The organism is Shewanella sp. Isolate8 (assembly GCF_022398495.1).
Classification (GTDB): domain Bacteria; phylum Pseudomonadota; class Gammaproteobacteria; order Enterobacterales; family Shewanellaceae; genus Shewanella; species Shewanella aquimarina.
On record NZ_JAKEVI010000001.1, the window covers coordinates 1,887,207 to 1,912,714 of the forward strand.

Genomic DNA, 25,508 nt, shown 5'->3' on the forward strand with positions numbered 1-25,508 from the left:
AAAAATTAAACTTGAAAGATCAACAGGCCCTAGCAAATACAGATGCGTCACAGAGCGAATCGAGCAAAGCAGTAGACAAGGATAGGAAGACAATGCCAAAGCGGTTAGGCACACTTTTTCAGGCTAAACGTTATCTCCTCATAGGCTTAGGTGCGCTCATCCCCATGACGCTGTCGGCGGCTAGCCTAACCCAGAACCAGCAGCGCTACCTTGACGCCAGAGAGGCCCTGGATAATGGCAAACTGGAACGCTATCAGACCCTGAGAGCCCAGCTCAATGGCTACCCGCTCACCCCCTATCTCGACTACCACGCGGAAATAGACAACATACTCGCTGCGCCAGGCAGCGAGGCACGTAAGGCGATGGCGCGATTCGATGGCACACCGCTCAATAACAGTGCTCGCCATCGCTATCTGGAAAGCGCTGGTAAAACAAAGCGTTGGCAAGATTTTCTCGCCATCAGCCCTGAGGTGCCCCGCAGCATCAGCCTACAATGCTATTACTACCGTGCCCAACTAAGCCAAGGCGACAAGGCCATGGCCTTCGATGGTGCCAAGAAGCTATGGCTCCACGGACATTCGCGCCCCAAGGAATGCGATCCTCTGTTTACCGCCTGGGAGAAAGCCGGACACCGCAGTCAATCGCTGCTCTGGTCGCGCATGCTAATGGCTTTCAACGGAAGCGAATATAGTCTGCTCAAATATCTGGCCAGTAAGGTGACGGCTCATCAGAAAGAGGCCAAGCAGCTCCTTGCCGTGTATCAAGACCCCCGCACCCTGAGGCACACCAAACGCTTTAAGGTGAAGGCCGCCATCTATGGCGATATCGTCGATGCGGGTCTCAGGCGCCTGGCCCGAAAAGATCTCATCAAGGCGGTCAGCCTGTTTCAAAAATATGAGAAGGCCCACAGATTCAGCGACTATCAAGCACAAAAATTGGCGCGCTACCTGATGAAACGCGCCTTGATAGCCCAGGAGACAGAGCTCAAAGCCTTCGTCGATAACCGCCTGCCTAAGACTGACAGCGACGATCTAAAGGCGCTACGCCTGCGCTGGGCGATAAGAGAAGCCGACAATAAGAGCCTGGACAAATACCTGCCGCTGTTGAGTGAATCCAAACGCCAGAAAGCCCGCTGGCAGTATTGGATAGCGAGGCGCCAGATGGAGACAGGTACTGAGGTGGCCGATACAGCCCTGCCCGCCCTGAGTAAACAGCGAAACTTCTATGGCTTTACTGCCGCCGATCTAGTTTCGACCACCATCAACTTGGCACAGATCGACACTCAGCTCGACGACAAGCTAACTCCCCTGCTCGCTCAGGATCCTGGGCTTGCCCGGGTTGAGGAGCTGCTGGCGCTGGATAAAAAAATTGATGCCCGCGCCGAATGGGTATTGCTACTTGGGCGCCACCCGCAGCAGAAACAGGCGCAGTATGCCCTGCTGGCGAGCCGCAACCAGTGGCACGACCTAACAGTACAGGCCAGCATACAGGGACAGCTGTGGAACGACATGACGCTGCGCTTTCCCTATGCCGCCGAAGAGGCCTTCAAGGCAGCGAGCAAAAACGCCAGGGTCGATATCGATGAGATCCGCGCCATCGCCCGCAGAGAATCTGCCTTTTATCCCTACGCCACCTCAGGCGTGGGTGCCCGCGGCCTGATGCAGTTGATGCCAGCCACGGCAAAAGAGACGGCACGCAAACATGGCATCAAGTACCGCGGCAGCAAGAGCCTCTATGATGTCTCGCTCAATACCGGCCTTGGCAGCCGTTACTATAAGTCGCTGCTCGACAGATTCGATGGTAACCGAGTGCTGGCCACCGCCGCCTATAATGCCGGGCCCCACAGGGTCACGCGCTGGCTAGAACGCAGCCAGGGCAAGCTGGATGTCTTTGCCTTTATCGAGTCTATTCCCTTTACCGAGACCCGCGAATATGTGCAGGCGGTGCTGAGTTATCGCGCCATCTATCAGGCGAGGCAACTGAAACCTGTAGCACTGTTTTCGTCAAAGGAACTCGCCTTCAAATACTAAGGTTTTTCGCCAATGCTTCGGCATTGGCGATAAAATCAGCAAGTCTTCACGACTTATCAAGGGAAACATAGACACACTCCAACAAATGTGAATAATTATCATTTGCATTAATTTCCTAAGTGAAGCCATGAAGCTTAGCCAACTCACTATGGGCTGCGAATATCAGCCGTTCATCGCTCTCAACAGCGGACAGATCACAGGCTTTGAGGCGCTTGCGCGATTCTTTACTCCAAAGGGACAACCAACACCTCCAAATAAGATTTTTGAGCGCCTCCATGACACACCAAACCTGCTTGGTCGAGTCGAATATGCCGCCAAGCATTTACAACTTAACCTAGCTCCAAGAAACAAAGCCTTGTTTCTGAACCTAGATCCTCACGGATTATCAACCGCACTGACCACAGATTTGATAAAGCAGATCCATCGACGCCCAAACACCACTGTAGAGCTTATCGAAAATACCTGTGCCAGCGATGCCAGACAGGCACTCACCCTTGCCACCCGGCTGAGGGCCGCAGGCATTAAGATTGCGCTGGATGATATCGGCGCCCCTCATTCCATGCTCTCTTTGACTTTAATCACTCTGGTTGACTGTCTCAAATTTGATAAATGTTGGCTCAAGCAACTTCATCTTCCCCACACCCAAGAACTACTAAAAGCCTTGATCAGCTTTGCCCGCTATTCAGGTAAACTCACTATACTCGAGGGGATCGAAACCCGTGATGAACTCGCCATAGCCCAAGACTTCCAGTTCGATTGGGTACAAGGTTTTCTTTATCGAGACTCCTTCATCCAGGCAGAGATCAAACTGCCGCTTGCAGGATTACTTGAAACATAAACTATTGTTTAGTCCCCGAAGAACGACCAAAATAAGGTAGCCAATCACAGGCTTCTGCCTCATAGTTAAAGGTCATCATCAGGATTATTTTGACTACCGAGTGCTCGCAATAAGGAGTTCCATGTCTCATTCAAGCATCACGGCGATCTTAAACCAGCTGCAACGTGTGTTGCTGGGCAAGCCCCATCAGATCAAGCTGGCCCTTACCTGTATCCTTGCCAAGGGACACCTGCTGATCGAAGATCTGCCCGGCATGGGCAAGACCAGCCTCTCGCAGGGGATGGCCCAAAGCCTGGGGCTAAGCCATCAACGCATCCAATTTACCAGCGACATGCTGCCGGCGGATATTCTCGGCGTCTCTATCTTCGATAAGGAACAATCCCAATTTGTGTTCCATCCTGGCCCCATCTTTAAACAGATGATCCTGGCCGATGAGATCAACCGTGCCAGTCCCAAGACCCAGAGTGCGCTGCTGGAAGCCATGGCAGAGCAGCAGATCTCGATCGATGGCGTGACCCATGCCCTGCCGAGTCCCTTCTTCGTCATCGCCACCCAGAACCCCAGCGAGCAGTCGGGTACCTTTCCCCTGCCGGAATCCCAGCTCGACCGTTTCATGATGCGGATCTCCATCGGCTATCCTGACGAGACCGCCGAGATGGCCATGCTAAAGGGAGAAGATATCTCGCCCCAGTTACAGCACCTGCCCGCCTGTGTCGATCCCCTCACCCTCATTGAGCTGCAATCTCAGGTGAGTAAGGTCAAGGCCTCCGAGGCGCTGCTCAACTATATCCTGGCGCTGGTGAAGGGCTCACGCCAGCTCAACGAAGGCTACGGGCTATCCCCCAGGGCAAGCAAGGCGCTACTCAGTGCCGCCAAGGCCTGGGCCTTCATTCAGGGACGTAATTATCTGGTTCCCGACGATGTACAGGCAGTATTTGCCGCCGTGGCCGAACACAGGCTAAGGCATACCAGCCAGCAGCAGGGCGAAGCCCTCTCCCAGCGTCTGCTCGCGAGCACTAACCCCATCTTATAAGCCCATATGATATAAGCCATGGCGAATATTAAGGTAAAGCAAAACCGACTCAGTCAATGGTGGCAGGCCTGGATCGCCAGACGCCTGCCCGCCAGCAATAAGGTGACCCTGGCACACCGAAGCATCTTTATCCTGCCCACGGGTTTTGGCCTCTTCTGGCTGCTGTTCGTGGTCTTGCTGTTTCTCTTTGGCACCAACTACCAGAATAATTTGGTGATCGGACTCTCTATCTTACTGCTCAGCCTCTTCAACACCTGCATCATCTACAGCTATCGCAACCTGGCCGGCATGACACTCGAGGCCAAGACAGGACCCGAAGCCTACGCGGGCGAGACCCTGCTCTATGGCGTCATCCTCCATGCCAAGCAGGTGCAGCATCAGGTGGAGCTTAGCTATGAAAAACAGCGAGTACAGACCCTAAACCGAATCGACGACAAGCCCCAGGAGGCCTTGCTCCCCCTGAGTAACAACCAGCGAGGATGGGTAGCGCCCGGCCGCCTCAGGGTAGAGAGCCGCTATCCGCTAGGACTGTGCCGCGCCTGGTCCCATGTGGATCTCGCCAACACTCAGATAGCGTTTGCACAGCCTAAACCGGGCCTGTATGAACTCAGCGCCGAACAGCAAGGCGATGATCATCAAGCAAAAGAGAGGGGCAAGAGCGTCGTCGGCGTCGAGGAGTTTCACGGCCTCAAACCCTTCGTCACCGGTGAGTCACTCAATCAGATCGCCTGGAAGCAGTTGGCACAGGGACGCGGCATGCTCACCAAAGAGTTTGAGCAGCCCCAGAGCGCGCCCCAATGGTTAACCTTAGACACTAATGCGCCTTTAGAGGAGCAAGTGAGCCTGCTGACCTGGGCGGCAGATAGGCTCTCGGCCAAGGGACAGATCTTTGGCCTAAAGCTGCCGGGCAAGACACTGATGCCTGGCAGCGGCGAGCAACATAGACACTTGGTGCTCAGTACCATCGCCGTCTATCCTGAACATCTGGAGGCCAGCCATGGCCGATAGCAAGAGTGAGAACATAGGGCGTCAGAGCCTGCTCTGGTTGCTGCTGGTCAACCTCAGCGTATTGGCCCCCCTGTACGATAAGATGACGCCCTGGAGCATGGCGATTTGCGCAATCTGCCTGTTGTGGCGGGTGGGGATCTTTGTCGGTAAGGTGGCTAAGCCCCCCAGATACCTGGTGACCACACTAGCGATCGCCTCCGCCGTCACTCTGGCCTTAGTCACGGCGCAGATAGGCCTGTTAAACGGCTTGATCAACCTGCTGATCTTGGGTTACGCCCTCAAATATATCGAGATGCGCGACAGGCGTGACGTCCGCGCCGTGGTGCTGGTGGGCTTTTTCCTGATCGCCGTTACCCTCATCGAGAGACAGAGCCTCTGGTTCACCCTGCAACTGACACTGGTCGCCACCATCAACATCTGCGTATTGGTCAGCCTCTATCTAAACGCCAGCTCGATTCGGCGGACCGCCAAGCTAGGGGCCAAGCTCATGCTGCAGAGCCTGCCTCTGGCCATCGTCCTGTTTATGGTGCTGCCCAGATTGCCACCGCTCTGGCTGGTGCCCAACCCCAAGAATGCCACCACGGGACTGAGCGACGAACTCGCCTTTGGCGATATCGGCAAGCTGACCCGCTCAAGCGCCCTGGCCTATCGCGTCACCTTCGACAATCGTCGCCCGGCCAACAGTCAGCTCTATTGGCGCGCCCTAGTGCTGGATCACTACGACGGCAAGACCTGGACCCAAGATCCGCAGATTAAGACGCTACAACGACAACGAGTCATGACCAATGCTCGCCCCAATCCCGAAGGTACGCCGATAAACTACGAGGTGATCGCCGAGCCGAGTTACCAAAACTGGCTGTTTGGTCTGGACCTCGCCTACACCAATACCCGAGATATTCTTGAGCTACCCGATGGCCGTCTGTATGCCAAGGCCCCCCTGAGTCAGAAGTATCAATATCGGGTCAGCTCCTATCCAGAGGCGAAACTCGATCGCCGACTCTCGCCTGAACTCAGGCAGCGTAATCTTCAACTCCCTAAGGAATCAAATCCAAAGTCACGGGCACTGGGGCTTAAGCTGAAACACGAGTATCCCGCGCCCGAGTCGCGCCTTAACGCCATCATGACACTCTTTAATCAGGCACCATTTTTCTACACCCTGGAACCGCCTCGGGTCGGCCCACAGCAGATAGATGACTTTCTGTTTGAGAACCGCGCCGGCTTCTGCGCCCACTATGCCAGTGCCATGGTATTCCTCGCCCGACAATCTGGCCTGCCCGCGCGCATGGTAACGGGTTATCAGGGCGGCGAGTGGAACCAGGCTGGCGGTTACCTCAGCGTCTATCAGTATATGGCCCACGCCTGGGTCGAGGTCTGGCTCGAAGGTAAGGGCTGGACCCGCTTCGATCCCACAGCCATGATCGCCCCCGAACGGGTCGAGGCGGGATTCGATGCGCTGTTCTCACCCGAGCAGAGCTATCTTATCAATAACCCCTTCAGCAGCCTGAGGCTGCGCCAGTATCCTCTGCTCAATAATTTAAGGATGTCCCTGGCCAGCATAGATTACTACTGGAGCAAGTGGGTGCTGGGTTTCGACGAAGACAGGCAAACCCAGTTGCTCAAAGAGATCCTGGGTGAGATCAACGCCACCAAGGTAGCCATCTTTGTCATCGCCTCCTTCAGTGTTATCGCCCTCTTTATCGCCTACAGTGTCGGCCTGCTGCGCTTTAGCCGCCATCCAGACCCAGTAGTCGCCGGGTTCGAGCAGATCTGTACCATGCTAGCCAAACGCGGGCTGCCGCGCGCGCAAGGCGAATCTGTGGATGCTTATCAGGATCGGGTGCTGACCGCGGCGCCAGCGCTCAGCGAGCCCATGACACGCTACACCACAAGTTACATGACACTGAAATATCGCGCCCCCTCACCAAGAGCCAGCAAACAGCTCAAGCGTCAGCTAAAACAGGACCTACGCCGGCTGCGCATTGCCATCCTGAAACTTAAGGGCTCGTTAGAGACCAGTTAATGACTAAGACTAGCAAGGCTTAACCTGCACAAGGAAAACCAAGGGATCTAAATACTTGCTTAGACAATCATGATCCCAGTTCTCGCAAAGCCATTGAAAATGTGTGAAAAATAAGCATAAACTGAGCGAGGCTATCGAATTACACCGATATCGCACGGCGAGGATTGGCCGGATAACCCAGATGCCCTAGAATAGCCACACAACAACGAAATGGATAAGTGATCTCATGCTGTATTTGGTGCAATCGAATCGAATGGAGGCTTTGGCGCAGCTGCTCGCCAACGAACTGCAGACGCCCCCGGCGGGTCAGTCACCACTAAGCAATGAACAGATCTTAGTCCAGAGCCCCGGCATGTCTACCTGGCTGAGGCTAGCCATCGCCGAGCAAAACAGCGTCGCCGCCGCATTGGAATTCCCCCTGCCGTCTAGCTTCATCTGGCAACTGTGTCATCAGCTGCTGCCCGATGTGCCCAAGGAAAACGCCTTCACCAAACCGGCCATGACCTGGAAGCTGATGGAACTGCTGCCAGGCCTCTTGTCTCAGGAGGTATTCGCTCCCTTAGCTCACTACCTCAAGGACGATGCCATACTCGAGGACAGCGCGGCGCAGCACTCACTAAAACTGTTTCAGCTCTGCAGCCAGATAGCCGATATCTTCGACCAATATCTGGTCTATCGCCCGGACTGGATCTTGGCCTGGGAACAGGGCGAAGATCGCCTGCCGCCTAAGGAGCGTCCACTGGATGGGTCGCAGCAATGGCAGAGCGTGCTGTGGCGCGCGTTGATCCACTACAATCATCACACTTTGAACCAGAGCCGTTACCACAGGGCCAACCTGCACCAGGCGCTGTTTGATGCCCTAAGCAATCCCCAGTGCGATCTTAGCAAGCTACCGACACGCCTGTTTGTCTTTGGGATCTCCTCCATGGCGCCGCAGACACTTGAGGTGCTCTACTTCCTCGCCAAACGTATCGATGTGGTGATGCTCAATCTCAGTCCCTGCCAACACTATTGGGGCGATATCGTCGATCCTAAGCTCAGGGCGCGCATGGCGCTGCAATATGGCGGCAAGCAGCAATTGTCTATCGACTGGGAGAGTAAACTCGAGGTGGGTAATCCACTGCTGGCTAACAACGGCAAGATGGGCCGTGAGCTGTTAGATCTTATTCTCGAGCTGCCGGAAAATGACACTAACTTCAATTTCGAATGCTACCAAGACCCGGGTAGCCACACTGTGCTACAAGGGGTTCAGCAAGATATCCTCGAGCTGAGCACCCGGGGCCAGACCTTAGGGCCGGACGCCGAGCTCTATCTCACCACCCTGGGACGACGAATACTGGCAAGTGACGATGATTCCCTGACGCTGAGAAGCTGCCACAGCCCGCTAAGAGAGCTGGAGACGCTGCACGATCACCTGCTGGAACGCTTGTCGCGATCAGACAGTCTCGCCCCCAAGGATATCGTGGTGATGATGCCAGATGTCGCCGCCTACGCCCCCTACATAGATGCGGTGTTTGCCTCAAAACGCGGCGATCATTTTATCCCCTACGCCATCGCCGATCGCGGCGCGGCCCAGGAATCGCCGCTCATCAACAGTTTTCTGCACCTGCTTGGGCTCAACAAGAGCCGCTTCGCCCTGACCGACATTCTAGGCATACTCGAAGTGCCCGCCGTGATGCGCCGCTTCGAGTTGAACGATGACGACCTCCAGCTTATTCGCCGCTGGCTGGAACAGGCAGGCGTACGCTGGGGCCGGGATGAGCAGAGTCGTCAGGCCCAGCAGCTGCCGGCCTTTGAGCATAACTCCTGGGCCTTTGGCATCAAGCGACTGATCTTAGGCTATAGCTTTAGCGATGAAGCCCCCATCTACCATGACAGCCTGGCACTGCCCGGTGTCGAAGGACAATCCGCCCAGGCCTTGGGTAAGCTGCTCAACTTTATCGAGGCGATCGACGAATTTAATCGGGAGCTCGATTCACATTGCCCCCTCGGCGTGCGTATCACTCAGCTGCAAAACCTGGTAGAGACCTTCTACGACTGCATTGAGGAGGAGCTAAATCAGAAGCAGGAGTTGTTACAGGCGATCATGCGACTGAGTGAGGAACTGACTGCAACTGACTACCAGAGCGAACTCGAACTCGAGGTGATGCAAAATTGGTTTACCCGCCACCTCACCGAATCACGGGTGGGGCAGCGTTATCTGGCGGGTAGCGTCAACTTCTGTACCCTGATGCCGATGCGATCCATCCCCTTCAAGGTGGTCTGCCTATTAGGCATGAATGATGGTGTCTACCCCAGGGTACAACACCCCGTGGGCTTCGACTTGGTGGCGCAAGAGGGGCCGCGCAAGGGCGACCGCTCCCGCCGACTCGACGACAGATACCTGTTCCTCGAGGCGCTGCTCTCGGCCAGAGAGCAGCTCTACATCAGCTATATCGGCCATAGCGAGCGGGATAACAGCGAGCGCATCCCCTCTATGCTGGTCTCTGAGCTTATCGAATACTGCCAGCTCTGCTACCTGCCGGCGTCCTGTGCAGACATGCTCAATGGAGACACAGACACGGCGGATATCGCCCAAATCGAACGGGCCATTTTAGCGCAGCTTATCGTCACTATGCCGCTACAGCCCTTCGACGAGCGCCTCTATTTGGCGCAAGAAGCGCCTCCGGAAGGTAATCACCAGGCTCAGCAACTGCGCCAGAGCTATAGCGAGCAGTGGTGCCCAACCACTCATGCTGAGGAAGCGAGTGAAGCAGACGGCGCCCCCCATACTCAGCCCGGCCAGTTTATCACTGAGCCACTGAGCCTCATCGCCGACGAAGACAAGGACGAGCCGCTGGAGCTCTCGGCACTGATCCGCTTCTTCCGCAATCCGGCGCAGTACTTTTTCAATCGCACCCTCAAGCTGGACCTTAGCCTCAGCATACAGATGGATGAAAATGATGAGCCCTTCGCCCTCAATGCTCTGTCTCGCTATCAGTTGCAATCGCTGCTGATTGAAGATGCGGTCAAATCGGGCGAGGAGCGGCCATCGGATAACCTGCTCAAGCGCCTGAGGCTCTCGGGTCAGCTACCCCTTGCCCCCTTCGACGATATTCTACTCAACCAATATCAGCACGATATTCGCGCCTTAGTGGGGCGTACCCTCTATCTACAGGGGGAGAGCAGTCATACTCAGGATATCGACCTGACGCTGAGTGATAGCGCCGCCACGAACCTGGTGGGCAGAATAGACGGCATCAGTGCCAAGGGGCTGGTTAACTACCGTCCGGGCACGGCGAACGCGCGAGATCTTATTCGCGTCTACTTACGTCACCTCTGCCTCAACGCGGCAGCTGATAAGGGGCAAGCCACTCCTTGGCAGCGCCACAGCTACCTGTTAGATATCGGCCATTTCCATGGCTTTGCGCCGATAACACCCGAGCAGGCGCTCAATCAGCTATCGCGCTGGGCCGAGCATTACCATCAGGGTCAGTGCGAGCCCCTGCCCTTCATGCCTAGGACCGCCTTAGCCTATGTAGAGGCCGAGGGAGAGCATAGAGAGAAGCTAATCGCCGCCCAGCCACAATGGCTGGATGAGCAGTCTAACCTAGGCGAAGGCCAGGAGGCCCACTACCAGAGGCTGTTTACTTTCCCCGACGACTTTAGCGAGGCAGGCTTTGGCACCATTGCCACCTCCCTGCTATCTCCCATGCTGAGTCTCTATCACAAGGCGCCGCTAAGCGAACTGGCCGATTTCGTGGAGGGCCAATAAGATGGCGACACAGACACTCGATCCCCTAAGCCTGCCCCTGTCAGGCGCACGTCTCATCGAGGCCAGCGCAGGTACAGGTAAGACCTACACCATCGCCGGGCTGTACGTGCGCCTGCTGCTGGGCGATAGCCAGCGCGCGCCCCTAAGCTGCGAGCAGATCCTGGTGGTGACCTTTACCAACGCGGCCACTCAAGAACTCAGGGATCGTATCCGCAAGAAGATACAACTCGCCTACCGCGCCTTTCTCGGCATGGAGGTGGACGATCCGCTGATCAACACCCTCTATAACGAGGCAGAGCCCGAGGAGCGCAGTCAGGCGCTGAAACGATTCGATCTCGCGCTAAAATCCTTAGATGAGGCGGCAATTTTTACCATTCATGGCTTCTGTCAGCGCATTCTTAGCGACATGGCCTTCGAATCGTCGCTATTGTTTGAATCTGAATTTACCCTGGATGACAGCGAATACCTGCACCATGCGGTGCGGGATTTCTGGCGTGAGGCCTGCTATCCGCTACCTGGCTATCTGGCGCAGATCATCGCCAACAAGTTTAGCGATCCCGACAGCCTCACCAAGCAGCTAAGGCCCCTGCTCGGCGCCAATCAGGCCAATGTCTCACCACAGCCCGAAGCCTTCGCCAAGGTATCTGAGCGCCTGAGTCAGAGCCTGGCAAGACTGCGGCTTATCTGGCCCCGTGAACGCGATTCGGCGATTGAGCTACTCAAGGCACTGCCGCTCAACGGCACCCGCTTTGGTAAAAAAGATCAGGGCTACCCCAAGCTGGAAACCCTGTTCGCCACCATGGATAACTGGGCGGCACAGCCACTGTCCCTGCCTGATAACAAGGTCCTCGGCGCCCTGGCCCTAAGTGGCCTTAAGCTCAACAAGGGCGGTGAGATCCCGACACCGGAGCAGGCCCCGCTGCTAGCCCATATTGAGCGCGTCGCACAGACCATAGAGACCCTGATCCCGAGTTTTCTCTATGGCGCCCGCGATGGCATCAAGGCGCGCTTTGCGGCCCAGAAACAACTGAAGAATCTGCGCACGCCGGACGATCTGCTGATCGCCCTGGCCGATGCCCTGAGCGAAGAGACCGACCATGAGCAGGCCCTGGCCCGGGCCATCGCCAAGCGTTTCCCCATCGCACTGATCGATGAGTTTCAGGACACGGATCCGCTGCAATATCAGATCTTCAGTCGCATCTATCAGAGGGACGCTACCCTTGCGAATAACGACCTTGGCCTCTTGATGATTGGCGACCCCAAACAGGCGATCTACGCCTTTCGCGGCGCCGATATTCATACCTATATCCATGCCAGAGGTCAGACAGCAAACCATTACAGCCTGGACACCAACTACCGCTCGAGCCGAGCCATGGTCGAGGCGGTCAATCAGCTGTTCTCAAGAAGCGACGACCCCTTCATCAGCCAGGCTATCCCCTTTGAGATCATCAAGCCCTCGCCCATGGCGGCAGAGAAGCGCCTGACTGAGAAGGTTCCCCAAAGCAGCGCCCTTAGGCTCAAGCTACTCAGCGAAGATCCCAACGCCGGACTGAACAAAGCCAGCGCCCGCAGCCAGCTGGCCGAAGATGCCGCCAACGAAATAGCCAGGCTGCTTAACGAAGCAGAACGGGGCGAGTGCCTAATAAAGGACAGATCGCTCAAGGCGAAGGATATTGCCGTGCTGGTGCGCGATCGCAACGAGGCAGCCTATATCAAGTCGGCACTCAGCAGTCGCAATATAGGCGCCGTGTTTCTCAGCCGCGACAGCGTGTTCGACACACTCGTGGCCAGGGAGCTCGCCCTGGTGCTGCTGGCCATCGCCAATCCCAAGGATGAGCGCGCGCTGCGCGGCGCCATGGCCACAACCCTGCTGGGCTATGATGCCCAGGCGATACATGCCTTTAACCTGGATGAAGATGTGCGTCAGCAGCAACTCGAGGCCTTCGACAACCTGCATCAGACCTGGCTTAAACGCGGGATCATGCCCTGCATGATGGCGCTTGCGGCTGAAACCCGCCTCATCGAGCGACTGCTCGCAGGCGAAGAGGGTCAGCGCCGCCTAACCGACTTCAGACACCTTGGCGAGCTGCTACAACAAAAGGCGATGGAACTCGATGGCATCAGCGCCCTGCTCAACTGGTATCAACAGACGTTGATCGAGCAAAGCAACACCGAAGAGGCACAACTGAGGCTGGAGAGTGAGCAGAACCTGGTGCAGATAGTCACCATACATAAGAGTAAGGGACTCGAGTATCCCATCTGTTTCCTGCCCTTTGTCAGCCTGGCCCGGGACAATCGCCGCAAGCCGGCGCCCATGCTCTACCATGAGCAAGATGCCCTGGTTTGGGATATCACCCAGACAGATGAAGGCTGGGCCAAATACAAGGCGGAGAATCTTGCCGAAGACCTGCGCCTACTCTACGTGGCACTCACCCGCCCGGTACTGGCCTGTTACTGCTACATCGCCAACCATTCACGCTTCACCAAGCGTGATGGCATCAGCAGCCAGTTGTTTGAAACCGCCATCGGCTACCTGCTGGGGATAGAATCCAAGGCCTGTGAGTTTGCCGATATTCGGGCCGCCGCCGAGCAACTCATCAGCGAAGATATTTCGCTCGACCTGGTGCATAGCACTGCGCCCAAGCAAGACTTTGAGCCCCTGGAAACCGCTCATGAGCTCACCCTGGCACCGCGAACGCTTACCCGCAAACGCGAGACCCCTTGGCGGGTCGGCAGCTATTCAGGCCTGGTGAAAAACTCGGCCCACGAGCAGGTCAGCCCTGGCATGGGCGATGAGGCCTTTCCCGAGTTAGAACAGCTAGTGACAGATAGCGAGCAATTGACCCGCTTTAGTTTCGAGCGCGGCGCCAACGCCGGAAGCTTCCTGCACTGGGTGCTAGAACAGATAGACTTCACCGACGCCGACACCACACTGCGCCAGGAACTGCCCAAGGCGATGGAGCGCTTTGGCATTGGCGAACAGTGGCAAGTGATGCTCCATGACTGGTATCTGGATTTGCTGCATACGCCGCTCGATGGCGAGCAGCTGCGCCTTGCACGCCTCAGCCCGGCGCAAAAGCTCGTGGAAATGGAGTTTTACATGCCCATTGGCCAGCTCGACGCCGCGGCGCTTAATCAGCTCCTCGGCCAATACGGCTATAGTTCAGGGCTTAACTTCGATACCCTGCAAGGCATGCTCAAAGGCTTTATCGACTTGACCTTCGAATATCAAGGCAAGTTCTATATCGCCGACTATAAGTCCAATCATCTGGGCGATCATCTGAGCCACTATGATAACGCCGCCATGGAGCGGGCGATTGTCGGACATCACTACGATCTGCAATACATCATCTATAGCCTGGCGCTGCATCGCTATCTCAAGCTGCGCCTGCCCGGCTACCAGTATGAGCAGCATGTGGGCGGCTGTTACTACCTCTTCCTGCGGGGCATGTCGGCCCAGTCGCCACAGACCGGCGTCTATTACGACAAGCCAGCCTTTGCGCTGATTGAGGCGCTGGATATGCTGCTCAGCCAAAAGTCGCCGACTGCACCACAGACCGATTTACAGCAGGCAGATTTACAACCATCAGGGAAACCGCAAGCGAGCCGCCAGATAGACACCCCACCTAGCCCAGCACAAGGAGAGCTAGACCTATGATCCAGCTAGCACAGCCACTCAGCCAGCTCCTTAAGCTCTGGCAACAGGAGGGACTGCTTACGCCTCTGGATCGCCACTTTGCCCTGCAGATGCAGGCGCTACACGGCGATGGCGACGATCTCTTTACCCTGATCTGCGCCCTGCTCAGCCGCCAGTTGTCCCAGCAGCACACCTGTCTGCCCCTAGCTCAGATAGACAGAGATAATCCGCTGCATGAGCAGCTGTCACAATGCCGGCTTGACCTGTCGCCACAAGCGCTCGCCGAGCACCTGCTTAACTATCAGGCCATTAGCTCGGTCGATGGTGAGCTGGATACCCCGTTAATCTTAGATGGCGACAGGCTCTACCTGCAGCGTTACTACCAGTTTGAAACCCAAGTGGCCGAGCGTCTCAAACAGCTCAATCAGCCGCTCACTGTCGCGGCGCCGGACAAGGTCACGAGCATACTTAACATCCTGTTTGCCGCACAAACCGAGAAGCCCGACTGGCAGAAGATCGCCACCGCCACCGCCTTTAGCCAGAAGCTGGCGGTGATCACCGGCGGGCCAGGCACAGGCAAGACCACCACAGTGACTAAACTCTTGTTGCTGCTCTGTCTGGAGCAACAACTCACCATCAAGTTGGTGGCGCCGACGGGCAAGGCCGCCGCGCGCCTGAGCGAATCAATCAAGGCCTCCAAGGCCAGACTCGCCCAGGAGCTGGCCCAATATGACGACACCCTAGATCTTAAACAGCTAGAGCAGGTGCCCGAAGAGGCCGCCACCCTGCACCGCCTCTTGGGGGTGATCCCAGGCTCTCACAAATTCAGGCACCATAAGGACAATCCGCTTAGATTGAATCTTTTGATCCTGGATGAGGCCTCCATGGTGGATCTGCCCATGATGCACAAGCTGTTAGCAGCACTGCCCGACCATGCCAGGCTGATCCTGCTGGGTGACCAGGATCAACTCGCCTCGGTCGAGGCTGGCGCCGTGCTGGCGGATATCTGCGCCGGGCTAAAACAGACAGAATCAGTCGAAGCTGGCTGGCGCATGCGCTACTCCCAGGAGAAGGCCACACTGCTCAGTAAACTCACTTGCGAAGATCTAAGCCCTTACGTAGATGCGCATCCGTCGCTGGGCGATAGCTTGGCCATGCTGATGCACAGCCACAGGTTTAAAGGCGATGCCGGTATCGGCCAGCTGGCCAGCGCCGTAAACCGCCGTGACCTGGCAGGCATATTAAACGTCTGGCAAAGCGGGTATGCCGAGCTAGGCTGGCTTGAGCATCAGCTAACGCTTCAGGGCAACACAGGACTCACGGCGTTGATGAGCCAGAGCGTCAAGCAGTACAGTCCTTATCTTGCCATGGTGAAGCAGCTAGCTAGCGAAGATAGCGCCGATGGTAAGGAGCTTGATGAGATAGCCAACGAGATCATCGCTCGCTTCAACGATTACCGTATCCTCTGCGCCATGCGCGCCGGCGAATATGGTGTAGAGGGGATCAATGCGGCCGTCACCCTGGCACTAAAAGATGCTCGGCTCATCGAGCCCTCCAGCGAGTTTTACGCCGGGCGTCCCATCATCATCCAAAGCAACGACTATAACCTGGGGCTGTTTAACGGCGATATCGGGGTGATCCTTCCAAGTAGCGGTCCTACCCGCCGCCTGATGGCCTACTTCGTTCAGGCCGATGGCAGCCTGCTAAAGGTACTGCCCGCACGGCTTCCTAGCCATGAGACCTGTTACGCCATGACGGTACATAAGAGTCAGGGCAGCGAATTTCAGCAGGTCGCCTTCGTCTTGCCGCCAAGACCCAGTGTCGCCCAGCGCCAGCTGCTCACCAAGGAGTTGGTCTACACTGCCATCACCCGCGCCAAGGGGCACTTCACCTGTCTGGGCAGTCAGGCGGTATTCGAAGCGGCCTGTCGCCAGGCGACGCTTAGGGCCTCGGGGCTGGCTCAGAGGCTTTGGCAGGCATGACGCTCACACTCAACACCCTGCTCAACCAGACACCAAGCGAGCATCCAAGGGCCTTAGTGCTGGGCAACGGCATCAATCGTTATCGTGCCAAGGATGAGAGCCCGCGGCAAACTCAAGGCATCAACGCCTGGGATGAGATGCTGGTCAGCCTGTGGCGTGCCCATCGGGGCGATGAGGTGGCAAGCGTGCCAGCTGGCATAGCACTCACCGAGTTTTATGATGCACTGGATCTGATAAGTGAGCGCCCCAATAAACAGTTACAGAAAGAGTTTTGTGAGCTGATGTCGAGCTGGCAACCCCAGCGCCAGCACCAAGATCTGGTGGCCTGGGCGGCGGCGACCCAGACCCCGATAATGACCACCAACTTCGAACAGACACTCGCCGCGAGCCAGTCGCTAAAATTACATCACCTACAGGCGAAGCATTTTACCGACTTCTACCCCTGGTCGAGCTATTTCGCCAAGTCCCCCATCGACTCACCCACGCAGGCGTTTGCCATCTGGCATATCAACGGCATGCAAAGGTATGCCCGCAGTGTCCGGTTGGGACTGAGCCATTACATGGGCGCGGTCGACAGGGCAAGAGAGATCTTGCATCAGGGTCACCTGGGCGGCGGGTTTAAGCAGGCCCTCAAGGAAAACTGGCGCGGAAATGCCACCTGGCTCAACATCTTGCTGCATAACGAGCTGGTATTTATCGGTTTAGGACTGGAGAGCAATGAGATCTTTCTGCGCTGGTTGCTCATCGAGCGCGCCAAGCTCTACAAGGCCTTTCCCGAGCGCAGACGCAAGGCCTATTATGTCTACGCCGGTGAGCCCATCTCCCAGGGACAGACGCTGTTTCTCGAGGCGGTGGGGGTGACTGTGCTGCAGCAGGCAGATTATGAGGCGCTCTACCAGACGCCCTGGCGCCATAGGTAGAGTGTTGCCTGGCGGCTATTTCGGCCACAAAATGCCCGGTCAGACATTAAGCTTTCTTTATGGTGCATCCAAGGCTTGCATAAATAAATCATCACGTCATAGTGAGCATGGAAAACGATACTGAGTCGAACACGGAGACCCGATGAATCCGATCAATCTTTTACTTTTATGCGGTGGCGGCGGTGATGAACACGCCATTTCACTGCTGTCGGCCAACTACTTCGAGACCTCGCTGGCAAAGCTTGCTCATATTAATGTGCTGCGCGTCGAGCTAGACGCCGAGGGTCATTATCACACCAAGTCAGGTGAGCCCTGTGAACTCACCAATCGACGTGAGATCCGTTTCGAAGATGAGCGCCTCTCGCCCTGGCCGGTAGATTATGTGATCCCCTGTATTCACGGTTATCCAGGTGAGACAGGTGATATTCAATCTTATTTCGAACTCATCAATCTGCCCTATTTCGGCTGTGACGCCGAGGGGTCGCGCAACTGTTTTAACAAGATCACCGCCAAGATGTGGTTTAGCGCCTTAGGGATCCCTAACACCCCCTATCTCTTCCTGAATCAACTGGACGAGCAGGCGATCGCCCAAACCACAGACGCACTTGAAAAATGGGGCTCTGTTTTCGTTAAGGCCGCGTCACAGGGCTCCTCTGTGGGTTGTTATCGGGTCGATGACGCCGCCCAAATTCCAGCTATTCTGGAAGATGCCTTCCGTTACTCCCCCTATGTCGTGGTCGAGAAGACCATTGAGGCGCGGGAGCTGGAGGTCGCCGTCTATCAGTATCGCGGTGAGACAGTTGCCACCCTGCCTGGTGAAGTGATCTGCGCCGGCGGCACCTTTTACACCTATGACGAGAAGTATGCCGCCGACAGCAAGGCGACTACACGGGTCGTCGCCGAGGTGAGTGCTGAGATAGCCCAGCAGATCCGCGCCTACGCGGTGAAGGTTTTCGATGGCATGAAGCTCAGACACCTTTCGCGCATCGACTTCTTTCTCACGCCAGAAGGCGAGATCTTGCTCAACGAGATCAACACCTTCCCTGGCCTGACGCCAATTTCTATGTTCCCTAAGATGCTCGCCAACCACGGCGACGACTTTAGCGAATACTTAAACGAGGCAATTCTGACGGGGCTTAATCGCTAAGCCTAAATAATCCCAAAAATGATTATTTGCCACCAAAAAAGGGAGCCTAGGCTCCCTTTTTTATAACTTTGATCCCGAGGCCTATTAGGCGTCTAATAACTTTGAGCTTGAGATCTCAATCTTACGAGGCTTAAGCGCCTCGGGGATCTCGCGCTGTAGATCGATATTGAGCAGGCCATTTTCGAGATCGGCACCTATCACAGTGACATAGTCTGCCAGCTGGAAGGTACGCTCGAAACCGCGCTCGGCGATCCCCTGGTACAGGTATTTGCGCTCACTCTCTTGCTCCGCTTTAGTCCCTTTAACGACCAACTTGTCGCCTTCGCTGGTAATGTCTAATTCATTCATCGCAAAGCCGGCCACCGCCATGGTGATGCGATAGCGATTCTCGCTGAGTAGCTCGATGTTATAAGGGGGATAACCTGTATTACCCTTGTTCGATGCAGCATGCTCGGCAAGCTGGGCTAAACGATCGAATCCAATGGCACTACGGTATAGAGGGGTCAAATCATAATTACGCATAGGTATATCCTTGTATTAAGCAATATAGTGGTTAGTGGCCGACCATGAATCACGCGTTAATATCACGAGAATTGCGCCGCACCTTTTAGTGACATTACCCGGCAGCCCAAAGGCACTACCATAACAAGACTAAGGTCTTGGATAACATCAGGGGCCTCGATGAGCGCCCCATATTCACTATATGTGGATAGCCATTTATGATTTCAAGGAGCAAATTTAAAATTTTTTTGATGGCCGGGCAAAGTCTGCTGGCACGGGAATGAGAAAGGGTTTAAGCATAAAAAAAGCAGCCTGATGGCTGCTTTTTTAACTCGCTTACCTAAAGCGCTTGCTAATAAGCTAATCTAGATTAGCGTTGGCAAGCCAGTGGGCTGTTGCTGTTCAGGAACTGAATGTCACCGGCAACGGGTGCATAGTCAGCCGCCTTGATAGCGCCGATACCTTCGATGTATGTCGCTAGAACTTCTGCATCAACATAACCTGTCATAACAGGTGTCAATGCTGGGTAGCCGTCACCGCCAGCGGCGTTATAGCTAGGTACAGTAAAGGTATATGTCGCATCGGCAGAGTAGCCTTTACCATTGATGTCGCTGATAGCGACTGTCTTAGCTTCACAATCGACGTCCATCTTGATACCAGCCAGTTGAGGATAGGCACCAGAACCTTCGGCACCAATATCAACAGTCGCCACAACATTCAGGTATTCGGTGATCTCTGCACCCGTCAAAGTGCTTAGGGTGATTGAGTTACCAAATGGTTGAACGGTCAGTACGTCTTTGTAGGTGATTTCGCCCGCTTCGATAGATGCGCGCACACCACCAGAGTTCATTACCGCGAAATCGGCATTCACTTTAGTGCGCTGCGCTTCGGCGATCAAACGACCCATGTTGGTCTGCTGCTTACGAACCACACCACGGTCGCCTTCAAGCTTATCATCGGTAGAACCGATCACTTTTAGCAGCTCTTCCTGACCTTTATCTTGGTACTGTTGCAGAACTTCCAGAACCGTTGCATCAGGCTCGATAGCTTCGCCGATCAGTACGCGATCGCCTGCTTCGTTCTTTTCTTTCAAGTTAACAGGAATTAACTTGTAACCCGCTAAATGCAGTTCACCGTTGAAGTATTCGAAGTCAGCACGGCCAACATACTTACCCCACTCGTGGGCCTGCATGATGTAAGTACCATTTTGCACATCAGGCTTACACTCGGCACCAGGCTTGAAGTTTGGATCGTAGGCATTACCTTCCATACAAACTGGATTCTGAGAGTGACCACCGATAACAGCGGCCAAATCACCTTCTGTCATTGCACGTGCCAGCGCAACATCACCAGGAGCGTTGCCACCATTTGCACCATCAGCATAGTGACCCATGTGAGTCGTTGCAAAGATCAGGTCAGCTTCATTGGCCGCCTTGATATCTGCAATCACTTTCTTCAGCTCTTCTTTAGGATCGGTAAACTCAAGACCGCTAATAAACTCTGGGTTACCTATCTTAGCGGTGTCTTCAGTTGTCAGACCAACCACTGCGATACGTAGACCGTTAACGTCAAAGACTTTATAAGCATCGAAGTAACGCTTACCAGACGCCTTGTCGTAGATGTTAGCGGCTAGCATTGGGAATTCGGCTAGCTCACGCTGCATATCGACAACAGATAGTGGGTTATCAAATTCGTGGTTACCAACTGCCATCGCATCGTAACCAATCAGGTTCATACCAACGAAGTCAGGACGCGCATCTTGCAGATCTGACTCAGGTACACCTGTGTTAATGTCACCGCCAGAAAGCAGCAGCGTTTCGCCGCCGTTGGCTTCAACTTCGGCGCGGATCTGATCGATCAGCGTCTTACGAGCCGCCATGCCATACTCACCATACTTGTTTTCGAAGAAACGACCATGGTTATCGTTAGTATGAAGTACGGTAAATACAGTACATGCATCGCCAGCTTCGGCACATGTTGTTGGTACCTTAGTGGTATCGTCGTCACTGCCATTACAGCCAGCAAGTGCAGCCACAACAGCCGTAGCGACTAATCCTTTTAATAGCTTATTTGTCATTACATCAACCCCTGGATTATATTTTTTTATTAACCATCATAATTTTTGATAGCGAACGTCATAATCTCGCCGCGAAATATAATAGCAAACAATATCTAGAAAATGTGGCATTTTTATGAACAAACATAGGGCAAATGTTTATTTTAAAAGCGTTTTACGCCTTTTATTGTTCACCTTTCAGAACAAGCTAAATATAGATCGTTGAGAAATGTGATTAATTAAAACAAATACCAAAGGCCATTTTGTTTCAATTTTATTAACTTAACGAATCAATCTAAAAAATAGAGATACTCCCTTTAAACAAACAAGCCTTAGCGTACCTAGATCACAAAACCGGTAAAAATTTCACACTAGATCAACCTAAGCTAAAGCAGTAAAACTTAATACAGTCAAAATCGATGCTTTTTTAACCTCAAAGGTGGCTATTTACACCTATTTGTTAGTGACATGTTATCGAAAGACTAGCGTTAACCGCTCGCCAATTGTTTGACGTGATCTCGCCCACACTCTACAAGCCATAAAAAAAGGCGCCAACCGGCGCCCCCTCTGCTTTTATTTCTAACACTTGTTTATGTGCGTTCGAAGATAAGGCGCCCTACTCGCTCAAGCACGCCCTAAGCCATTGACCTATATGCTGAAGCTGATTTGGCAGTACGCTATGGCCCATGGGATAGGTATGCCACTCGCAGGCATAGCCCGCCGCTGAAATCAGCTCAAATGCCGCACGGCCCAACGCCAGCGGAACCACCTCATCTTGCTCACCGTGTTGTTGCAACAATGGCGTGTGGCGATTCGCCTCGCTGAGGTTATCCGGCATGGCATGACCCGTCGGCAGATAACAGGATAACGCCATGATGCCAGCCAGAGGCTTAGGGAAGCGCAAACCGGTGAACAGGCTCATCACACCACCTTGGCTAAAACCGGCCAGGACTATCTTGTCGCTCGGCACACCTGTGGCGATCTGCTCTTCAATAAGCGCTGCGATCGCCTGCTCCGAGGCCTGCACACCCGCGATGTCGGCGCGATTGTCCACATCCATCCCCTTGATGTCATACCAGGCCGGCATCACATAGCCCTGGTTGATGGTCACGGGTATGCTTGGCGCATGGGGGAAGATAAAACGTACGCCGAGCTCATCGGGCAAACCTAAAAGTGGCACCACAGGTGCAAATCCAGCACCCGAATCGCCCAGGCCATGCAGCCAGATCACACAGGCACGGCACTGGGTTTGAGGTTCTATGGTGATCCGCTCTAACGGCTGTCGAGACATAGGGTTTCCTTTATTGGTCAATTTTTTTTGCGTTCATTAGCGGGCGATCATATCAGCAAGCTTTGCCAAGCCCAAGAAACAGGCTCGATGAGAACAAAATTTATTCTCAAAAGGTCAACAGACCCTAGCCAAGAAGCCCACAAAACATTCGATAAAGTCGAATGTAAAACGCCATTTTTAGCACTTTTTCATTGGATTGTTCGACTGTTACACTGAACTCAAGCATTAAAATCAGCGAGGCAGACACAGATGGGACTACTCCAGAATGGCCAATGGGTCGACAAATGGTATGACACAGACAAGAGCAAGGGGGCGTTTGTCAGGGAAGATGCCGCCTTTCGCCACTGGATAAAGGCGCCAACGCAGCAGAAACCTGAGCCAGAATTTAAAGCGCAGTCGGGCCGTTACCATCTCTACGTATCCCTCGCCTGTCCTTGGGCTCACAGGACGCTTATCTTTCGCGAGTTAAAGTCATTACAGGCCCATATCGGCGTCACCGTGGTCGAGCCACATATGCTCAGCAACGGCTGGGAATTTAGCGGTCCCAAGCAAAGCGAGCAGGCCCTGCATATCGAGGGCAGCGAAATCGACCGGCTCAATGGCAAAGATTACCTCTATCAGATCTACCAGTTGGCCGAGCCAGACTATAGCGGCCGCGTGACTGTGCCCGTACTCTGGGACAAGCAGCGCCGCACCATAGTCAGCAACGAGTCGGCCGAAATCATCCGCATGTTCAACAGCGCCTTTAATGATCTCACCGGCAATCGGTTCGACTTTTACCCCGTCCCGCTCAGAGAGGAGATCGATGAGATCAACCACTGGGTCTATCACAAGATCAACAACGGGGTGTACAAGGCGGGTTTTGCCACCACTCAGGCAGCCTATGAACAGGCCTTCGACGAATTGTTTGACGCCTTAGATACCCTAGAGAAGCGGCTTAGCCGACAGCGCTATCTGGTGGGTGACCAAATTACCGAAGCCGACTGGCGCCTGTTTACCACGCTAGTGCGTTTCGATGCCGTCTATGTGGGACACTTCAAGACCAATCGTAATCGCATCGCTGACATGCCGGCGATTCAGGCATACCTGAAGGAGTTATACCAATATCCGGGTGTCGCCAAGACGGTCAACTTGGAGCATATCAAACAGCACTACTACTTCAGCCACGGCCAGATAAACCCAACCCGCGTGGTGCCCAAAGGGCCCGAATTAGATCTCGACTCGCCACATGGCCGGGATGAACTTAAGCGGTAATAGGCCGCATCGCCAACTTATAGGCGAGTGACAAACCAAGCCAGCTTAACCGATATCGATACCGAGACACTCGGCGATATCGGCGAGCTGGGTCTCATCGTCTAAGGTGAGATGCCAGCGCACCGCGCCCGCATCGGCCACCATGATGTTGCCGGCGCTGATTAGACGCAGATCATCGACCATGGCATAGAGGCTAACGCCAGTAGCAAGTTTTACCAATACCTCTTGAGGCGAGACGATCACCCGCCCGCCTGAAAATTCGATTACCACAGCTTACTCCCCCGTTAGATATACAAAGACCCAGGATAACCCGGGCCTCTATGGTTTTCGCCATCTATATAGCTACGCTTATTCGCGCCGGCTCACCTTAGTGGTGATGACCGCCTACCCCGTGGGCATGTCCGTGGGCGATCTCTTCGGCACTCGCTTCGCGAGCGTCGACAATCTCGAGATCGAAGGTCAGTTCGCGGCCCGCCAACGGATGGTTGATATCCACGGTCGCCATAAACTTACCCACCTTAAGCACGGTCACCTGGCGCTGACCCTGATCGGTACTGATAATGGCGCGCATACCTGGCTTCCAGACTTTCGCGCCTTGCAGATGCTTGATCGACACGCGCTGCTCGCCATTCTCGTTACGTACGCCATAGGTTTCTTCCGGTGGCAAAGTGACAGAAAACTTCTCGCCAATGGCTTTGCCTTCAATTGCCTTCTCCACGCCAGGCATCATGTTGTCATGCCCGTGTAGGTAGGCAATAGGATCTAATCCTTCGTTGGTTTCGAGCACTTCACCTGCTTCATCGCGTAAGGTGTAGTTAAACTGCACGACCATATCGTCTTTAATGCTCATCAAGCGTCCTTAGTTAGTCTCTTTTCATCAAGTGGGCGAAGCTTAGCAAAACTTCCCTTGAGGCGCTACGCCTGTTATGCCTTACCCCCCGGCACTATGGCCAGATGCTCTATCTCGCTTAAGATGGCATGGTTCTTTAGCGCCAGCTGACACACGCCGCTGCGGATCTGATGCTGCGGCGAGCAGTCCACGCTCCATTGGCGCAGCAGATAACCGGCTAAGGCGGCGCGGCAACTGAGCACCAATTCCCCCTCGCTCATCTGATAGTCCAGCGCAATCGCCTCGGGATGCTTCAGGCTGGGATGGGGGATCAACACCAGAGAGACCAACTTCTGCCAGTAGCTATCTTTGTCTTGCAGCTCATGGTCGAAAGGCTCGATGGCACTCTGGCTTACCGCCTTAAAACGGGTCACCACAAAGTCGGTAAACACCTGGTGGGTGCGATCGAAACAGCGTACATGCCAGCGCTGTCCGTTATTCACCAGGGTGTGCGGCACCAGCTCTCTTTGAGTTTCCCCCGATGACACGGACACATAGATCACGGCTATCGCCTGCTTATGGGCGATAGCCCGCATCACGGCGGCAATAATATTGGTATCGGGATGAATAAGCTGCACCGCATCCAGACAGACGCTACTTGGTGTCACCGGATGGGATAGCCCGTCGCCGAAACCATTGGCCAATCCGTGGAGGATCGCCTCGGGATCATGGTCAAACAGGGGGGTAAACTCGGCGCGTCTGTGATAGCGCTTGGTCTGATGCACAAGCTCCATGTTGTGGGGCGCCAACTCGCGGTAGCAGGAGAAATCCCGGGTCGCCGCCGCCAGGCCTGTGGCGAATTTGGCGATCAAGTCCTGGCGCGATACCTGGCCAAAATACTGCAAACTAAAGTCGATAAACGCCAGACGTTGCCGCTGGGCAAATGACAAACTCTCCATCGCATCCATATTGCTACCTTTTATTGCCACTCGTAATACCAATCACGGTAAGTAAGTGATCAGAAATAGCATAGGAAAAACAGCCGAGAACAAGGCAGAATATTTTGATAATTAGTTATTCTACAGCCAAAAATAATAACACAGTTATCGGACGTTTTAACAAGCTAGCATGATCAGCTATTTACTACGATTGGTATAAAATGCTGTCATTAACAAATGGCCGAGCAAATTGCCCGGCCAAAATCTTAA

At 54.6% G+C, this 25,508-nt stretch carries 17 protein-coding genes; 11 read left to right on the forward strand and 6 right to left on the reverse strand.

Annotated features, from left to right (window positions below; translation table 11 throughout):
- The first annotated feature begins 92 nt into the window (after positions 1–92).
- From L1D43_RS08335 to L1D43_RS08380, 10 genes are all read left to right on the forward strand, one after another.
- Entirely contained in the window at positions 93–2,030 is a 1,938-nt protein-coding gene (locus L1D43_RS08335) for a transglycosylase SLT domain-containing protein (protein ID WP_239850683.1), read from the forward strand.
- Between the two features lie 127 nt (positions 2,031–2,157).
- Entirely contained in the window at positions 2,158–2,868 is a 711-nt protein-coding gene (locus L1D43_RS08340; RefSeq protein WP_239850685.1) for an EAL domain-containing protein, read from the forward strand.
- A gap of 121 nt (positions 2,869–2,989) precedes the next feature.
- Positions 2,990–3,901, forward strand: a complete 912-nt coding sequence (locus tag L1D43_RS08345) for a MoxR family ATPase (RefSeq protein ID WP_239850687.1) — start codon at positions 2,990–2,992, stop codon at positions 3,899–3,901.
- 18 nt (positions 3,902–3,919) lie between these two features.
- Positions 3,920–4,909 carry a DUF58 domain-containing protein gene (locus tag L1D43_RS08350; RefSeq protein WP_239850689.1) on the forward strand — a complete coding sequence of 330 codons (990 nt, stop codon included), beginning with the start codon at positions 3,920–3,922 and terminating at the stop codon, positions 4,907–4,909.
- Complete coding sequence (locus L1D43_RS08355; protein ID WP_239850691.1) at positions 4,899–6,929, forward strand: DUF3488 and DUF4129 domain-containing transglutaminase family protein; 2,031 nt, start codon at positions 4,899–4,901, stop codon at positions 6,927–6,929. The genes L1D43_RS08350 and L1D43_RS08355 overlap by 11 nt, the downstream gene beginning before the upstream one ends.
- Before the next feature lie 226 nt (positions 6,930–7,155).
- A complete protein-coding gene (gene recC / locus L1D43_RS08360) occupies positions 7,156–10,683 on the forward strand; it encodes an exodeoxyribonuclease V subunit gamma (protein WP_239850693.1) in 3,528 nt (1,175 codons plus the stop codon).
- Between the two features lies 1 nt (position 10,684).
- Positions 10,685–14,341 (forward strand): exodeoxyribonuclease V subunit beta, encoded by a 3,657-nt coding sequence (gene recB, locus L1D43_RS08365; RefSeq protein ID WP_239850695.1) that lies wholly within the window; start codon positions 10,685–10,687, stop codon positions 14,339–14,341.
- Positions 14,338–16,302 carry an exodeoxyribonuclease V subunit alpha gene (gene recD / locus L1D43_RS08370; RefSeq protein WP_239850697.1) on the forward strand — a complete coding sequence of 655 codons (1,965 nt, stop codon included), beginning with the start codon at positions 14,338–14,340 and terminating at the stop codon, positions 16,300–16,302. The genes recB and recD overlap by 4 nt, the downstream gene beginning before the upstream one ends.
- Positions 16,299–17,222 carry a hypothetical protein gene (locus L1D43_RS08375; RefSeq protein ID WP_239850699.1) on the forward strand — a complete coding sequence of 308 codons (924 nt, stop codon included), beginning with the start codon at positions 16,299–16,301 and terminating at the stop codon, positions 17,220–17,222. The genes recD and L1D43_RS08375 overlap by 4 nt, the downstream gene beginning before the upstream one ends.
- Before the next feature lie 142 nt (positions 17,223–17,364).
- The gene (locus L1D43_RS08380; protein WP_239850701.1) at positions 17,365–18,369 is read left to right on the forward strand and encodes a D-alanine--D-alanine ligase; all 1,005 of its coding nucleotides are present in this window, start codon (positions 17,365–17,367) and stop codon (positions 18,367–18,369) included.
- 84 nt (positions 18,370–18,453) lie between these two features.
- Here the strand turns inward: L1D43_RS08380 and L1D43_RS08385 are convergent, their stop codons facing one another.
- From L1D43_RS08385 to L1D43_RS08395, 3 genes are all read right to left on the reverse strand, one after another.
- A complete protein-coding gene (locus L1D43_RS08385; RefSeq protein WP_041511094.1) occupies positions 18,454–18,891 on the reverse strand; it encodes an Hsp20 family protein in 438 nt (145 codons plus the stop codon).
- A 349-nt stretch (positions 18,892–19,240) separates the two neighbouring features.
- Complete coding sequence (gene ushA, locus L1D43_RS08390) at positions 19,241–20,947, reverse strand: bifunctional UDP-sugar hydrolase/5'-nucleotidase UshA (RefSeq protein WP_041511093.1); 1,707 nt, start codon at positions 20,945–20,947, stop codon at positions 19,241–19,243.
- A gap of 595 nt (positions 20,948–21,542) precedes the next feature.
- A complete protein-coding gene (locus tag L1D43_RS08395; RefSeq protein ID WP_239850703.1) occupies positions 21,543–22,217 on the reverse strand; it encodes an alpha/beta hydrolase in 675 nt (224 codons plus the stop codon).
- A gap of 249 nt (positions 22,218–22,466) precedes the next feature.
- Between L1D43_RS08395 and L1D43_RS08400 the strand changes: the two genes are divergently transcribed.
- Positions 22,467–23,471, forward strand: coding sequence for a glutathione S-transferase family protein (locus tag L1D43_RS08400; protein ID WP_239850705.1), 1,005 nt, complete (start codon positions 22,467–22,469; stop codon positions 23,469–23,471).
- 45 nt (positions 23,472–23,516) lie between these two features.
- Here the strand turns inward: L1D43_RS08400 and L1D43_RS08405 are convergent, their stop codons facing one another.
- The 3 genes from L1D43_RS08405 to L1D43_RS08415 all read right to left on the reverse strand — a co-directional run bounded on the left by L1D43_RS08405 (position 23,517) and on the right by L1D43_RS08415 (position 25,268).
- Positions 23,517–23,741 carry a DUF3389 family protein gene (locus L1D43_RS08405; protein ID WP_239850707.1) on the reverse strand — a complete coding sequence of 75 codons (225 nt, stop codon included), beginning with the start codon at positions 23,739–23,741 and terminating at the stop codon, positions 23,517–23,519.
- A gap of 97 nt (positions 23,742–23,838) precedes the next feature.
- Entirely contained in the window at positions 23,839–24,321 is a 483-nt protein-coding gene (locus L1D43_RS08410) for a peptidylprolyl isomerase (RefSeq protein ID WP_041511089.1), read from the reverse strand.
- Positions 24,322–24,395: 74 nt separating this feature from the next.
- A complete protein-coding gene (locus L1D43_RS08415; RefSeq protein ID WP_239850709.1) occupies positions 24,396–25,268 on the reverse strand; it encodes a WYL domain-containing protein in 873 nt (290 codons plus the stop codon).
- Positions 25,269–25,508: the final 240 nt, after the last annotated feature.

Coding starts and splice junctions, on each gene's coding strand:
- L1D43_RS08335 (WP_239850683.1), top strand. CDS start 93: ATGCCAAAGCGGTTAGGCACACTTTTTCAGGCTAAACGTTATCTCCTC.
- L1D43_RS08340 (WP_239850685.1), top strand. CDS start 2,158: ATGAAGCTTAGCCAACTCACTATGGGCTGCGAATATCAGCCGTTCATC.
- L1D43_RS08345 (WP_239850687.1), top strand. CDS start 2,990: ATGTCTCATTCAAGCATCACGGCGATCTTAAACCAGCTGCAACGTGTG.
- L1D43_RS08350 (WP_239850689.1), top strand. CDS start 3,920: ATGGCGAATATTAAGGTAAAGCAAAACCGACTCAGTCAATGGTGGCAG.
- L1D43_RS08355 (WP_239850691.1), top strand. CDS start 4,899: ATGGCCGATAGCAAGAGTGAGAACATAGGGCGTCAGAGCCTGCTCTGG.
- recC (WP_239850693.1), top strand. CDS start 7,156: ATGCTGTATTTGGTGCAATCGAATCGAATGGAGGCTTTGGCGCAGCTG.
- recB (WP_239850695.1), top strand. CDS start 10,685: ATGGCGACACAGACACTCGATCCCCTAAGCCTGCCCCTGTCAGGCGCA.
- recD (WP_239850697.1), top strand. CDS start 14,338: ATGATCCAGCTAGCACAGCCACTCAGCCAGCTCCTTAAGCTCTGGCAA.
- L1D43_RS08375 (WP_239850699.1), top strand. CDS start 16,299: ATGACGCTCACACTCAACACCCTGCTCAACCAGACACCAAGCGAGCAT.
- L1D43_RS08380 (WP_239850701.1), top strand. CDS start 17,365: ATGAATCCGATCAATCTTTTACTTTTATGCGGTGGCGGCGGTGATGAA.
- L1D43_RS08385 (WP_041511094.1), bottom strand. CDS start 18,891: ATGCGTAATTATGATTTGACCCCTCTATACCGTAGTGCCATTGGATTC.
- ushA (WP_041511093.1), bottom strand. CDS start 20,947: ATGACAAATAAGCTATTAAAAGGATTAGTCGCTACGGCTGTTGTGGCT.
- L1D43_RS08395 (WP_239850703.1), bottom strand. CDS start 22,217: ATGTCTCGACAGCCGTTAGAGCGGATCACCATAGAACCTCAAACCCAG.
- L1D43_RS08400 (WP_239850705.1), top strand. CDS start 22,467: ATGGGACTACTCCAGAATGGCCAATGGGTCGACAAATGGTATGACACA.
- L1D43_RS08410 (WP_041511089.1), bottom strand. CDS start 24,321: ATGAGCATTAAAGACGATATGGTCGTGCAGTTTAACTACACCTTACGC.
- L1D43_RS08415 (WP_239850709.1), bottom strand. CDS start 25,268: ATGGATGCGATGGAGAGTTTGTCATTTGCCCAGCGGCAACGTCTGGCG.